Origin of the sequence: Micromonospora sp. WMMD980 (assembly GCF_029626035.1) — a bacterium.
Classification (GTDB): Bacteria; Actinomycetota; Actinomycetes; order Mycobacteriales; family Micromonosporaceae; genus Micromonospora.
In genome coordinates this window covers 3383355-3397042 of the sequence record NZ_JARUBE010000003.1, presented here as the reverse complement: position 1 = coordinate 3397042, position 13688 = coordinate 3383355, and the positions used below count along the sequence as shown (strand labels likewise).

The window sequence follows — 13688 nt, the reverse complement described above, 5'->3', positions numbered from 1 at the left end:
CTCATCCGGCGACGGTAAGTACAACCCCCGGAGTGGATCAGTTTGGTTCCGATCCGGTCAGGTGGCCGGCGAGCGTCTCGCTGATCCGGCGGAGCTGGTCGACCTGGGCCGGGCTGAGCGCGTCGAACAGGTGCCGGCGTACCCCCTCGACGTGGCCGGGCGCGGCGGCGGCGAGGGTGGCGAAGCCGTCGTCGGTGAGCACGGCGAGCTGGCCGCGCCGGTCGGTGGGGCAGTCCTCCCGGCGGATCCAGCCGGCGGCCTCCAGCCGGGCGGCGGCGTGCGACAGGCGGCTGCGCGAGGAGCCGGTGGCGTCGGCCAGGTCGCTCATCCGCAGCCGCCGGCCGGGGGCCTCGGAGAGCCGGACCAGGATCTCGTAGTAGGCGTGCGGCATCCCGGCATCGCGTTGCAGCTCGCGGTCGAGCGTGTCCGTCAGCGCGCGGGAGGCGGCCAGGAAGGCACGCCAGGTCCGCTGCTCGTCGGGGTCCAGCCAGCGGGTCATGAGGCCCATCATACCGGAAATAGTTGAATGCTCAACCAAGTCGCGCTACCGTCGGTGGCATGGGAATCCACCGGCTCAACCACGCCGTCCTCTACGTCAGTGACCTGGAGCGCAGCGTCGCCTTCTACCGCGACGTGCTGGGCTTCCGCCGGGTGGAGATGACGCCCGACGGCTTCCGCGGCGCCGCCTTCCTCCAGGCGCCCGACTCCACCAACGACCACGACCTCGGGCTGTTCGAGATCGGCGCGGCGGCCGGGGCGTCCACCGCCGGTCGCGGCACCGTCGGCCTCTACCACCTCGCCTGGGAGCTGGACACACTCGACGAACTGGCCGCCACCGCCGAGCGGCTGGCCGCCGCCGGCGCCCTGGGCGGCGCGTCGGACCACGGCACCACCAAGAGCCTCTACGGCCGCGACCCGGACGGGCTGGAGTTCGAGATCGTCTGGATCGTCCCGGCGAACCTGCTGGACGACGCCGCGCTCGCCGCCCGCAAGCGGATCGGCCGGCTCAACCTCGACCGGGAGCGGCAGCGCTACGGCGGCCAGACCCGCGGCGGCGTGGGCGTCTCCGTCCCGGCCTGAGCGGGGTTCGCGGGCGCGCCGCTCGCGCCGTGCGGTAGAAACGGCACCATGCCGTCCGACGCCGTCCTGCGCGACCTGCTCGTCCGCCAACTCGACCACTGGCTCCCCGTCGCGCTGCACCGCGCCCGGCGGGCCACGCTCGCCCTCGCGTACGCCGGGGACGCCGCCGTCGGCGCGGAGGCCGCGCTGGGCGTGGTGGGCGAGTTCGCCGACCGGCTGCGCGGGCGGCGGCTGACCGTGCTGGTGCTCGCCGACGGCGACCCGGAGCTGCCGACCCGGCTCGGCGCCGCCGAGGCCGCCCTGCCGGCCGACGTCGCCGTGCACGTGGTGCCCGGCCGGCCCGACCGGCTGCCGGTGGCGCTCAAGGCGGCCGGCGCGGCCGGCGCGCCGCTGCTCGCCGTGGTCGACGGCGGCGAGCCCGACCCGGCGCTGCTGGCCGCCGTGGCGTCCGGTCGCCCGGCCGAGCTGCTGCTGGTCACCGACGCCGTACGGTCGCTGCGCCCGGCGCTGACCGCCGCCGGTTTCCCGCTGGTCACCGAGGTCGAGCTGGTGCCCGACGACGGGCCGGTCCGGCTGCTCGGCTACGGCACCGGCTCGGACCGGGGCCTGGAGGCGCTGAAGGAGGCGCTCTGGGCGGTCGACGAGTTCGCCGGGGTGCGCTACCGCGACCCGGCCGACCCGGTGGGCCGGCTGCTCGACATCAGCCTCGCCCCGGAACCCGGGCCGCTGCGCCGGGAGTTGCTGGCCGAGCTGGCCCGCTCCGGGCCGCTGACGGTCACCGAGCTGCGCCGGTTCGCGGCCACCGCCACGGTCTACCGGGCCGCCGACGCCAACCGGGCGCTCGCCTCGCTGCTCGACGGCGGCGCGGTGACCCGCGACCCGGAGCCCGGCCGGCTCGGCGGGGATGTGCTGATCAGCGCCGCCCCGGCCGCTGGGTCATCTGCCTGACCACCACCGACGCGCCGGTGGCTACCACGCCGATGCTGAAGACCATCTGCGCGCACACCGCCACCCGGGCGATCTGGCCCTGGGCGTGCACGTCGCCGTAGCCGATCGTGGTGAGCGTGGCCAGCGCGAAGTAGAGCGCGTCGACGCGGGTGCGCAGCCCGACGAACTCACCGGGGCGGGTGTTCGCCACCACGTAGTCGGCGAGCGCGAAGACCAGCAGCCCGGCGATCAGCGCGACCGCGAGCCGGGTCAGCGCGCGGTCCTCCTCCCGGCCGGTCGGCTGGTCGCGGGTGAGCTGGCGGCGCACCTGGCCGGTGACCAGGAACGCCACCACGGCCACCAGCAGCAGCGTGCCGGCCGACCGCAGCGCCAGCCGCATGCCGTTCGGGTCGGCCTCGACCGGCACCAGGAAGTAGCCGACGAGCATGAGGACGCAGCCCGCCACGGCCCGCCGCCGCATCCGCCGCACGGTCGCATCCGCCATGTCGCGATTGTTCCGCCGGGTGTGCCGGGTCGGCGGCGGAACGGCGAACCCGGTCCGGACGACGAGCGGGGCACCGGCGAACCGCCGGCGCCCCGCTCGTCGTAACGGTCTCGGACCGTCAGGCCTTGTCCTGCTTCCAGGAGAGCGGCCCCGGAAGGTCCACGCGGTGGGCGCGGGTGTTGGAGTTCCAGGACCAGCGGCCGATCTTGATGCTCCACGAGGAGAACCCGTTCTGGGTGAAGTGGAGGATCAGCGGCCCGTACTTCTTGCGCTTGCGGAACTGGACGCCCATCGGGGGTGCCTCCTTCGTCTCCCTGCCTCTGCGGGATCGAACATGCCCGGATCGACGATTCGCGAAACCCGGTCGGCTCTGCTCTGGACGGTGGGTGCAGCACCCGGCACAATCTCTACTCAATGGGTAGGTCTTTAGGGGTGTTGAATGCTGGTGGGGGTGGCTCGTAGCAAGGCCAGCGATGAAAGTCTCACTGAGTGGAAGGGCGTTGACCGGCGCGGAGAACGGTCGGCAGCATGAGGACATGTCGCAGCGGGACGAGCTTCTCCGCACCGCTCGCGTGCACGTCGACCTGGTCCGGCACGCGAGCGCGCTCTGTTAAGCCGAACGCTCGTCGTGCCCCCTCCTCAGCTCGTCCGGTCCCGCCCTCCGCGTCATGCCACCGCTGCCACCCCACGGACTGGAGGCCGTCGTGGATCATTTCGTGTCCCTGCAGCGCCGGGGCGGGCCGCTCCGGTTCGAACACCCCGGCCGCGCGCCGCGCGAGCACTACGGCCTGGTGACGTCGTGACCACCGTGGACCGGCCGGCCACCGGACCGGTCGAGCTGCGCCCGGTCGACGTCGACTCGTTCCGCGGCCTGCTGCGCCGCCAGGCGTCCACGGTCACCGTGGTCACCACGCCCGGCCTGCGCGGCGACCGGCTCCGGCCGACGCTGCCGCCGGCCGGCTTCACCGCCACCTCGTTCACCGCGGTCTCGCTGGACCCGCCGCTGGTGTCGGTCTGTCTCGGGCGCGCGTCGTCGAGCTGGCCGACGGTCGCGCACGCCGAGCACGTCGCCGTGCACCTGCTCGCCTCCGGCCAGCAGGAGATCGCGCAGATCTTCGCCACCAGCGGCGTCGACCGGTTCACCGCCCACCCGGGATGGACCACCGGGCCGTTCCGGGTGCCGCTGATCGGCGACGCGCTGGCCGTGCTGCTGTGCCGGGTGGTCCGGCGGATCGATGCCGGGGACCACACCGTCGTGTTCGGCGAGCCGCTGGCACTCGGCGCCGGCGAGGACGGCGACCCGCTGCCGCACCACCGGGGTCGCTACGCCACCACGCTGGAGGACTGGCCCGAGTCGTGGTGAGCGCCCCGGGCGACGCACTGCTCGCGTCGGAGCGGACCGCTCACGACCTGCTCTTCCGAGCGGCCCGCAACGCCTGCCCCGGTTGACCCGCGAGGAGGTGGTCAGCACGCGGTGGCCGGCTCAGCGCGGCTCCCACGCGTCCGGCTGGGCGGTCAGCTTGCGCACGTGCGCCGGCAACCGGCCACTGACCAGCTCGTCCAGGCTCACCTCGTCGACGACCCGCCGCACCGAGGCGCGCACCGCCACCCAGAGCCGGGGCAGGTTCTCCGCCGCGCCCTCGTACGTCGTCTCCTCGGGGCGCAGCCCGCGTACCCCGGCCAGCGGACCGTCGACGGCGCGCAACACCTGCCCGATGCTGATCTCGCGCGGCGGCCGGGACAGCGTGTAGCCACCTTCGGCGCCGCGCTGGGCCCGGACGATCCCGGACCGGCGCAGGTCGGCCAGGACCGCCTCGAGGAACTTGCGGGGCATGTCCTGCTCCGCCGCGATGGCCTGGGTGGACAGCAGGGTGGGGTACGCGGTGGCCAGGCTCAGGGCCGCCCGGACCGCGTAGTCGCCGCGCGCGGAGATCTGCACGGTGCCATCATGCCCGGCCGGCCGGCACGGGGGAGTCGGCGGGCGGGCGCGGACGCACCGGACGGACGGGCAACGGCTGCTCGCGGGCCGCGCGGAACGCCCCCGGGCTCACCCCGACCTCCCGGGTGAAGAAGCGGCCGAAGTTGGTCGGCTCGGGAAAACCGAGCCGCCGCCCGATCCGGGCGATCGGGTCGTCGGTCGCGGCCAGCAGCCGGCGGGCCTGCAACGCCACCCGCTCGTCGATGACCTGCTTCGCGCTGCGGCCGGTCACCGCCAGGCAGGCCCGGGTGAGGGTACGCACCGAACAGCCGATCTGCGCCGCGTAGTCCTCCACCCGGCGGGTCTGCCGGTAGCCGCGCTCCACCTCCCGGCACAGCCGCCGGAACGTCTCCGTCTCGGCGCGCGGCGTCGACGCCTCCCCGGGGTTCGGCAGCAGGCTCAGCCGCAGCAGCAGCACGGCGAGCTGGTGACGCAACAGCGCCGCGGCGGCCGGCACCAGCGCGTGCCGGTCCGCGTCCACGGCCAACTGGGTCACCTCGCTGATCATGGCGTCCTCGTCCTCGCCGGCGAGCTGGCGGTGGGTGGGCACCGTGTCCGGGTCGACGTCGAGGCCGCGCAGCGCGTCCGGCCCCCACGTCACCACCGTGGCGTCGAGCTGCGTGCCGAGGCAGCGCAGCACCTGGCCGGGACGGGCGCGCAGCAGCGTGCCGGGTCGGCACGGCACCGCCCGGAAGTCGAGTTCGGCGGTGCCGTGGCCGTGGGTGACCAGGACCAGCAGATCGCGGTCGAGCAGCACCGGCCGGGGCCAGCCGGGTGTGGGGGTGAGGTCGTCGAGCGCGCCGGTGACGATCTCGTCGGGGTGGAGGCGGGATTCCGACAGGCCGGTGCGGGTGGCCGGCGGGGGCTGACCGGTAGTGACCATCTCCCCGACGGTAACCGGCCGGACAGCACGTTGCATCTCGGCGCTTTCGCCCCGCTCGGACGCTCTTGTCGGCGCACACGACGGACGGTTACGTTACCGGTCGGTAAGGCGCGGGCCGGCGGACGCCCGTGACCCGGCAAAACGGCGATGGGATGGGGCATGACGGATCTGTTCTCGGTCGACGGCAAGACGGTCCTGGTCACCGGCGGCTCCCGGGGCATCGGGCTGATGATCGCGCGCGGATTCGTCCGGGCCGGCGCCCGGGTGATCATCTCCTCGCGCAAGGCCGACGTCTGCGAGTCGGTCGCGAAGGAACTCTCCGCCGAGGGGCACTGCGAGGCGATCCCCGCCGACCTGAGCAGCGACGCCGGCGCGCTCGCGCTGGCCGAGGCCGTGCGGCAGCGCCACGACCGGCTGCACGTGCTGGTCAACAACGCCGGCGCCACCTGGGGCGCGCCGCTGGAGGAATACCCGGAGGGCGCGTTCGACAAGCTCTGGGCGGTAAACGTCAAGGCCGTCTTCCGGCTCACCACAGCGCTGCTGCCGGCGCTGCGCGCCGCCGCCGACGCCGACGACCCGGCCCGCGTCATCAACATCGGGTCGATCGACGGACTCCGGGTGCCGTGGATGGAGGTGTACGCCTACTCCGCCACCAAGGCGGCCGTGCACATGCTCACCCGCGGTCTCGCCCACCAGCTCGCCGGCGAGGCGATCACGGTCAACGCGATCGCGCCCGGCCCGTTCGAGAGCAAGATGATGGCGTTCGCGCTGGACGACCCGGAGTCCCGCGCGGCCATCGAGCAGCAGGTGCCGCTGGGCCGCATCGGTCGCCCCGAGGACATGGCGGGCACCGCGATCTACCTCGCGTCACGCGCCGGCGCGTACCTCACCGGGGCGGTCATCCCGGTCGACGGCGGGATCACCACGCGCGGCTGAACCCGTACCTCCGGGGATGAGACAGCCCGGGGCCGCGCGGACTCGGCAGATCCGCGCGGCCCCGGGTGTGGTCGTGCTCAGCGACCGGCGAGCAGCCGGTTCACCGCGGTGTCGACGTCCAGGTGCTCGGCCTCGCGGCCGCGCGGGACGACGACGTAGGTCCGGCGCAGGAAGCGCACCAGCACGCTGCGCGGGACCTCGAACAGGGCGTTGCCGTCCGGGGACGACAGCGCGAGCGCGACGAAGTCGCCGCGCGGGGTGGCCCACGGCCAGACCCGGACGTCGCCGATGCCGGCCGGCTCGTCGAGACCGGTGACCAGCAGTTCGCGGGCGAACGACCAACTCACCGCCTCGCCACCGGCCGACTCGGCATGGAACAGGACATGGACCGCATACGGGTCAGCAGGGTCGTAACGCAGGCTGGCACGCACCGGCAAGGCGGTGGCGTCAGGCGCGACGAGCCTTAGCGACGTCTCGACCTCTACGGTCGTCGGTCGGATGACACTCATGGACGTTCTCCCCCCGGCACCGCTGCGGAACGCGCGTGTCCCGCTTTTCCCATACTCAGGTGCTGCTCCTGGCTACGCTCCGCCATACGCTGACTTCACCCAGTGGTGGGAAGGGGGTCGGAAAGCCCTCGGGATCACGGGATCCCGCGTAGAGTTTCCGGTTCCGCCCACTCCGTCGTTCCGCCCGGCAACGGGTGGTTCAGTCGTCGACTTACTCCGGTAACGTCCAGTCGTCAGCAGGGGTGACGGTCGCGGGCGACACTGGGGGTGGAAATGGTCACGAGAGGCACCTCCACGGCGACCAGGGCCGCGGCCGATCCGCCGGAGGATGCGGCCCGAACAGCCAGAAATCGGGGGTACGAGGTGCCGGTCGACGGGCGTTCGCCACGCGCTCTCACCGAGCGCCGGCGGCGAGGCTGGCGAGGGCGCCTGCACACCACGCTCGACCTGATCCGCGCCAACCCCACCGGCCGGGTCGCCCTGAAGATCTTCATCGGCATCCTCGGCGCCCTGGTGGTCACCGTCGGCATCGCGCTCATCCCGCTGCCCGGCCCCGGCTGGCTGCTCGTCATCGCCGGCCTCGGCGTCTGGGCCGTCGAATTCCACTGGGCCCGCCGGCTGCTCGCCTTCACCCGCCGCCACGTCAACGCCTGGACGCGCTGGGTGACCAGCAGATCGCTGCCGGTGCGCTTCGTGCTCGGCCTGGTCGGCCTGGTCTTCGTGTCCGTCGTGGTGTGGCTGTCGCTCAAGTACAGCCTCGGTATCGACGTGGTGGCGCGGGTGCTGCACTACCTCGCGACGCACTGAGACCCGGTTTTTGGTCCGGGCCGGCGATCGGGTAGAGTCATGCGCGCTGAGGGCGATTAGCTCAGCGGGAGAGCGCTTCGTTCACACCGAAGAGGTCACTGGTTCGATCCCAGTATCGCCCACCATGAATATAGGCAGGTAGGAAGCCCGTAACCGGAAACACCGGTAACGGGCTTCTCCGCTGTTGCCCCTTAAATTGGGAGCAGATTGGGAGCAGGCAGCTCCCTGGCGTACCGACGCCAAGCCGGCATGGCGACCGCCCGGCTCATGTCACCCATTGCAGGACCGACGTGCCGGGGCCCCGGGACCAGGCCGGTGCGCAAGTCGTGCTGGAGCGGCAGCGTCGCCAAGACGTCGATGTGGACACGATGGCGTATTGCAGCCTGGGCTGTGGCTGTGAGCTTGCCGTAGCCGTCGAGGAAGCTCGTACGTAGATCCGGGCGCAGCGGCCAAATCCGGGTGGCGGGTCGCCGCCGCTGGTTGAGCGGGAGGCCCGACATGGCGGCGATGATGTTGCCGCCGGATCGTCGGTGGACAGGAGCAGGCGGAGTGATTCGCCACCGAGAACTTTATCGATGGCGGCGCACGAGCGGTTCTGCTAGCCTGCCGTCGCTAGTTGTTTCGTCGCTGGATCGTTGTCTCCAGTTCGGTCGCCTGATCTCCTTCGAGGTCCCGACCGAGCCAAGGCTCCACCCGTCACTGCTCGGCGGGTGCCCTGAAGGAGCGGTGAGTCGGCGGCGCGCCACACACCCTGGACGGCCACCTGGCCGAGAGGGACAGGTGGGGAGACGGTGCCGCGTCGGGCTGGGTCCTCGCCCTTCTGTTGACCATCGTGGTGAACAGGTCAGAGCCGAGGAGGACTTCCATGGCGCCCGTGTTCGCGTCCACCGTCGAGCCGGACCCCGCAGACGCATCGGACATCGTTGATCACCGGTTGATCGGTGCGCGGCTGCGCCCGCCCGCGTCGACGGCGGTGATCGCCAAGAGCGTCGCGGCCGGTGTAGCCGCCGGGCTGAGCGAGGAGCTCGCCGAGACGCTGGCTTATGCCGCCGCCGACCAGCAGGAACTCCGGCGGGCACTGCGGGCGCCGAAGGTCCAGCGGTTCGGCACGGATGAGTTCACGTACGTCGAGTTGGACGTCCTCGCGTGGCGGATCGTGCTGTCGCCGGACAACATCCGGTTCGAGGGCGAGCACGCCCGCGGCGCGATCAACATGCCTAGATTCGGGGCGCTCGAGGGGCAGCCCTTGCTGACCTTCGAGATGGACTCGGCCGAGGACGTGATCGACCAGATGTCGCCGAGGATCGCCGACATGGCCGAGCACAACCCGCACGTCGCCTCCATCCAGGACCGTGGCATCGAGACGCCGGGGTGGCTGAGCTTCTTGCGGCTGACCACCGACCTCGGGTCGATGACCGTCTTGGAGTCCACCGACGGCTTCGGCCGCACCGTCGCTGCTCAGCAAGGGCTTGGGATCACGTTCAAGGACGCGGTCTGGAACCTGCGGCCCGGAAGCCGTCGTGCGCTCACCCTGCACCGCAACCTGGCCGAGTGGGCCGAGAGCGACGACGTCACCGAGGACCAGGCCCGCAAGGTCCGCTGCTCGATCATGCCCAACGCCCGGGTCATCATCGACTTCAACGCCTCACACGAGTACGACCGGGCCCGTCGGCGGTTCGTCGCGCACCTGCACATGGCGCCGCCGATGAACTTCACCACCGCGACCACGCTCAACGCCAAGGCCAACGCCGCGGTCGACAAGCTCTACCACCGCGACCAGCTGCCGGCCGTCGGGGAGATGACCGCCGAGGAGATCCGCGACATCCTCGACGGAACCGACCGCGACCACGACCTCCTCGACGACGAACTCGCGGTCCTGGCCTGTGGTGCGCTCAACCCCCAGGCGAACACGCGGCAGGCCCGGGCGGTCAACGAGGCGATCATCGACCTCACGGGCGCGCGGCCGAAGGTCGACGACCGCACGCAGCTCGCGGCCGAGGTCGCCTTGCGCGGCTTCCCGGCGGACAAGCGGCTCACGGCGCTGCGCTCGGCGCTGGAACGGGCGTGGCGCTGGTCGGCCCTTCGTAGCGTCGCGCTGTCCCGTTCGGAGCCGCTCGACCTCCTGGCCGAAGCAGAGGACGAACTCGACGATGTGGACGGCGTCGGCCGGGCCACCGCGGAGCTCGCCACGCTCGCCAGCTACCACCTGGTCGCGGCGAAGGCCCAGCTGCTGACCCGCTCCGAGTTCGGCGGGCGCGGGAGCAACACCGAGCCCCAGCAGATCCTCCGGCAGATGACGAGGTCTGAGGGCGGTCTCCGCCAGCTGTGCCAGGTCGTGCTCGACGGCCGGGCGGGTCGCGATCCGCAGGAGTTGCCCGACGGGACGATGCCTAAGAACAGGCGCTATCTGCGGGCCGAGAAGCTGACGGCCAGCCGACTGCGAGAGCTCGCGCAGATCTCCGACGAGCAGAGTGTCACGCACGAGAGTCCCGAGGACCTGTTCGCCGCCGCGATCAGGGAGTTCCGCGACCGCCTCGACGAGCTGCACTCCGCGGCGATCGACCTGAACGAGGTTGTTGACGGCGAGGGCGTCGCGCTGGTCGACACCAAGGGCTACGACGATCCCGAGATGAAGCGCATGTTCGCCGCGGTCTCCGATCTCGTCTCGGAATGGCGGGCCGCACGTCGCCGAGCCGACCGGATGCGTGCCGATCTCGACGACAGCGGGGACGAAGAGTGACCCGCCGAGGGCGGGCGCTGAGCCCGGAGGCGTATGACACCGCCTGCGACCTTGCCGGCGCGAGCCTCTTGCGACGAATACCGGCGGCTGCGACGCTGCTACAGATCGTCGAGGAGAAGCTGTGGTCGGAGTTCGTGACGGCCGTGTACATCGCCGCCGACTCGAACAACGCCGTTCGCTATGTGGGGAGCGCGGTCCGGTCGGGGCTGGCCAGCGTGGACGACCGTATCCAGGAGCATGTACGAGCCGGTCGGGCCACACGCTGGACCCGCCTGATGGTGGTGCCGCTGATCCCGGACACCGAGGTGACTCTCGTGCGTCGAGTCGAAGGACGCGTCGGCGCGGTGCTGCAGCCGTTGGACACGATGCGGCTGCCGACCATCAGGGCCAGAAGGGCTGCGGGCTTCAGCACGCCTCGGTAACGGTACGTCGGGGTGGTTGGCTTCGGCCTTGACGCCGACCACCCCGCTAAGCCGGAACGCCTCGGCGGATCGGACGGATGGTCGAGCTAATGGTCCGGTGAGCCTTCATCTGGTTGGCGCCTGTTCGTACGTATGGGCGAGTGTCACCCCGCTTCTTCGGCTCACTGAGCGTTAGGGTGTCGAGCCGGACGCTCAGACGGCGGCAAACGATCACGGAGCGAGTGCTTTGACGTCAGCAACGGCACCAACGGAAAGCAGCCAGGCAGCATCGCCAGTGAGCGCGAAGCACGGACCCGCACGGTTCTGGGCTGTCGACCTCCACGTCCACACCCCAGCCTCGCGCGACGTCGACGTACACACCTACGGCGCCACCGAGCCCCGGCAGATCGTCAACGCGGCGATCGCCGCCGGACTCCACGCGATCGCCGTCACCGACCACAACACGGCCGGCTGGTGCGACCGGATGGCCGAGGCCGCCCGCGACACGACGCTCGTGGTGCTGCCCGGTCTGGAACTCAGCACGGCCGAAGGGCATCTTCTCGCTATCTGGGAGGAGGGCACCCCGGCACAGCATCTCGAGGACGTACTCGTCGAACTCGGCGTTGTCCGCGCCGACCACGGTGACCTGCACAAGGCCCTGGACAAGGGCTTCGCCGACACCGCAAAGATCATTGCCGCCCGAGACGGCCTGGCGCTCCCGGCGCACGCCGACCGAGAGAAGGGCCTGCTCCGCCTCGCCGTCGCCGACCGGATCAACCAGACGCTGCTCGACGACGCCATCAGCGCGGTGGAGATCGTCGACGTCACCGAGGCTGAGCGGATCAAGGCCCGGCTCGCCGGCCGGCGCGAGCTCGCGCTCGTCCGCAGCTCCGACACCACCGCACCCGGCGTGAGCTGGCACGTCCTGCGCGGCATCGGTCATCGCCGGACCTGGATCAAGGCGTCGCGGCCCGACCTGCGCGGCCTCCGGCACGCACTGGCGGATCCGGAGTTGCGTGTCCGCCTGGACGAGCCCGGAGCGCCAGAGCACACGGTGATCGAGTCGGTGACCGTGACCGGCGGGTTCCTCGACGGGCAGCAGTTCCAGTTCTCGTGCGACCTCAACTGCCTGCTCGGCGGGACCGGCGCCGGCAAGTCGCTGCTGATCGAGCTGGTCCGGTTCGCCCTCGACCAACAGACCGACGCCGGCGACTTCCCCCAGGTCCGCAAGGAGGTCGACTCCCGGCTCAAGTACGCCCTCACCTCCGGCTCAACTGTCGAGGTCGTCCTCACCCGTGGCCACGCGCGGTGCCGCGTGCGCCGGGCGTACTTCGAGGACGGCTCCACCCAGCCGGAGTTCATCGGCGACACCGAGCAGCTGACCGGCCTGGCCGGCCGGATCGCGATCACCGGGTTCTCGCAGAGCGAGGTGATCGAGTACGCCCGAACGCCGGTCGGCCGGATGGCGCTCATCGACGCCGCGCTCGACCTGAACGAGTTCGAGATCCGCGAATCGGACGCGGTCGGCCGACTCATCGACAACGGCCGACTTGTCGGCTCGCTCGAGTCCAAGATCGGACAGGTTCGCGCCAGGTTGGAGACCCTCCCAGACGTCGAGAAGCGGCTGGAGGAACTGTCCGGCCTGTTCGACGGCGAGACCATCAAGATGCAGGCAAGGTGGAGTGCCGAGAAAGCCCTCTTTGAGCCGGTCGTCGGCATTCCCGAACTGAAGATCACCGCCCGTACCGAAGGCGGGAACAAGTTCCGGGGCTCGGCCGCGGTCGCCGACAATCAAGATCTTTACCAACGAGTGCAGGCGGCGTACAAGCAGCTGCGGGAGGCGATCGAGGCGGCCAACGCGCAGGTAGCCCATGTCCTGTTGGTGGTGAACAAGGAGCTTGTCGCCGTCCGGCAGGAGTGGGTCGAGCGGTACCGGAAGTTCGACCAGGAACTCGCCGAGGCGGTCAGTCGCATCGACATCGACAACAGGGGCCTCGCCGCGCTCCGCACCCGGCTGGTGGAACTTCAGACGGAGAAGGCGAAGCTCGACGCCCAGCGGACCCAGCTCAACGACGAGTTCCTGCCGAACTTGGTCGCCGCCACGACCTATCGGGAAGAGCTGATCACCGAGCTGCTCGAAGCGCGCAAAGCACGCCGTCGGCGGCGCGAAGAACGGATCAAGGCGCTCAACAAGCTCATGGGCGGCATCGTCCGGATCAAGATGCTCTCCGAGAACGACGACTCGGACTATCTGACCGACCTGACCGCCATCGCCAAGGGATCCCGGCTGCGCGCCCCGGTCCTTAAGCTGATCTGCGAGAAGACCCTGCCGGTAAAACTGGTCCGCTCGTTCCTCGTCGACGACGTCGACGGCGTGTGTACCGCCACCGGTGCCGAACGCAAGCACGTCGAGACCCTCTTCGAGCATGTGCGGGAGAAGGGCGCCATCGAGGACTTCCTGCGGATGCAGACCCTTGACCTGCACGACGGCCTGTCCGTCGAGTTCCGCAAGCAGGCCAACGACGGCTATGTGCCGATCGAGCGGCTCGCGCACGGCCAGAAGTGCACCGCCATCCTCATCATCGCCCTCGCCGACGGCAACGACCCTCTGATCATCGACCAGCCCGAGGACGCGCTCCACGCCCCGTGGATCGAGGAATACCTTGTCGCGAAACTGCGCGACTTGCGCGGTGGCCGGCAGTACATCTTCGCCACCCGCAGCCCTGGCCTAGTCGTCTCCGCCGATGCCGAAATGATCATTACTCTCACCTCGGACGCGAACAACGGCGTCGTCGAAGCTACCGGCTCCCTCGAACGCCACGACCTCAACGTCCTGACGCTCTACCACCTGGAAGGCGGTCCGGTGCCCTTCAAACGCCGAACCGTCAAGCTCGGTTCGTCGATGAACTAAGGGACGTCTCG

General features: G+C 70.9%; 14 protein-coding genes and 1 tRNA gene. 9 read left to right on the top strand and 6 right to left on the bottom strand.

Features of this window, described 5'->3' with window-relative positions; genetic code table 11:
• Nucleotides 1-37: 37 nt before the first annotated feature.
• Complete coding sequence (locus O7618_RS15895) at nt 38-508, bottom strand: MarR family transcriptional regulator (protein WP_278110026.1); 471 nt, start codon at nt 506-508, stop codon at nt 38-40.
• 50 nt (nt 509-558) lie between these two features.
• Here O7618_RS15895 and O7618_RS15890 point away from each other — a divergent pair, with 50 nt between their 5' ends.
• Both O7618_RS15890 and O7618_RS15885 read left to right on the top strand, forming a co-directional pair.
• On the top strand, nt 559-1080 hold the full coding sequence (locus O7618_RS15890; RefSeq protein WP_278106871.1) for a VOC family protein: 522 nt from the start codon (nt 559-561) through the stop codon (nt 1078-1080).
• 48 nt (nt 1081-1128) lie between these two features.
• Nucleotides 1129-2028: a hypothetical protein gene (locus O7618_RS15885; protein WP_278106870.1), complete on the top strand. Its 900-nt coding sequence runs from the start codon at nt 1129-1131 to the stop codon at nt 2026-2028.
• Here O7618_RS15885 and O7618_RS15880 read toward each other — a convergent pair.
• Together O7618_RS15880 and O7618_RS15875 are read right to left on the bottom strand one after the other, a co-directional pair.
• Nucleotides 1994-2512: a potassium channel family protein gene (locus O7618_RS15880; protein ID WP_278106869.1), complete on the bottom strand. Its 519-nt coding sequence runs from the start codon at nt 2510-2512 to the stop codon at nt 1994-1996. The genes O7618_RS15885 and O7618_RS15880 overlap by 35 nt on opposite strands.
• A gap of 118 nt (nt 2513-2630) precedes the next feature.
• Nucleotides 2631-2804, bottom strand: coding sequence for a DUF4236 domain-containing protein (locus tag O7618_RS15875; RefSeq protein WP_064498970.1), 174 nt, complete (start codon nt 2802-2804; stop codon nt 2631-2633).
• 507 nt (nt 2805-3311) lie between these two features.
• Here O7618_RS15875 and O7618_RS15870 point away from each other — a divergent pair.
• Complete coding sequence (locus O7618_RS15870) at nt 3312-3875, top strand: flavin reductase family protein (protein ID WP_278106868.1); 564 nt, start codon at nt 3312-3314, stop codon at nt 3873-3875.
• Between the two features lie 120 nt (nt 3876-3995).
• Here the strand turns inward: O7618_RS15870 and O7618_RS15865 are convergent, their stop codons facing one another.
• Together O7618_RS15865 and O7618_RS15860 are read right to left on the bottom strand one after the other, a co-directional pair.
• Entirely contained in the window at nt 3996-4451 is a 456-nt protein-coding gene (locus tag O7618_RS15865; protein WP_278106867.1) for an Rrf2 family transcriptional regulator, read from the bottom strand.
• A gap of 7 nt (nt 4452-4458) precedes the next feature.
• On the bottom strand, nt 4459-5373 hold the full coding sequence (locus O7618_RS15860; protein WP_278106866.1) for an AraC family transcriptional regulator: 915 nt from the start codon (nt 5371-5373) through the stop codon (nt 4459-4461).
• Between the two features lie 159 nt (nt 5374-5532).
• Between O7618_RS15860 and O7618_RS15855 the strand changes: the two genes are divergently transcribed.
• The gene (locus tag O7618_RS15855) at nt 5533-6309 is read left to right on the top strand and encodes a glucose 1-dehydrogenase (protein ID WP_181572479.1); all 777 of its coding nucleotides are present in this window, start codon (nt 5533-5535) and stop codon (nt 6307-6309) included.
• A 77-nt stretch (nt 6310-6386) separates the two neighbouring features.
• Here the strand turns inward: O7618_RS15855 and O7618_RS15850 are convergent, their stop codons facing one another.
• Nucleotides 6387-6818 (bottom strand): SsgA family sporulation/cell division regulator, encoded by a 432-nt coding sequence (locus O7618_RS15850; protein WP_007457244.1) that lies wholly within the window; start codon nt 6816-6818, stop codon nt 6387-6389.
• A 273-nt stretch (nt 6819-7091) separates the two neighbouring features.
• Between O7618_RS15850 and O7618_RS15845 the strand changes: the two genes are divergently transcribed.
• From O7618_RS15845 to O7618_RS15825, 5 genes are all read left to right on the top strand, one after another.
• Nucleotides 7092-7625 carry a TIGR02611 family protein gene (locus tag O7618_RS15845; protein ID WP_278106865.1) on the top strand — a complete coding sequence of 178 codons (534 nt, stop codon included), beginning with the start codon at nt 7092-7094 and terminating at the stop codon, nt 7623-7625.
• Nucleotides 7626-7675: 50 nt separating this feature from the next.
• Nucleotides 7676-7750: transfer RNA gene (locus O7618_RS15840), tRNA-Val, on the top strand.
• Between the two features lie 740 nt (nt 7751-8490).
• Nucleotides 8491-10365: a hypothetical protein gene (locus tag O7618_RS15835; protein ID WP_278106864.1), complete on the top strand. Its 1875-nt coding sequence runs from the start codon at nt 8491-8493 to the stop codon at nt 10363-10365.
• On the top strand, nt 10362-10787 hold the full coding sequence (locus O7618_RS15830) for a hypothetical protein (protein WP_278106863.1): 426 nt from the start codon (nt 10362-10364) through the stop codon (nt 10785-10787). The genes O7618_RS15835 and O7618_RS15830 overlap by 4 nt, the downstream gene beginning before the upstream one ends.
• Before the next feature lie 226 nt (nt 10788-11013).
• The gene (locus tag O7618_RS15825; RefSeq protein WP_278106862.1) at nt 11014-13677 is read left to right on the top strand and encodes a PHP domain-containing protein; all 2664 of its coding nucleotides are present in this window, start codon (nt 11014-11016) and stop codon (nt 13675-13677) included.
• Nucleotides 13678-13688 lie beyond the last annotated feature (11 nt).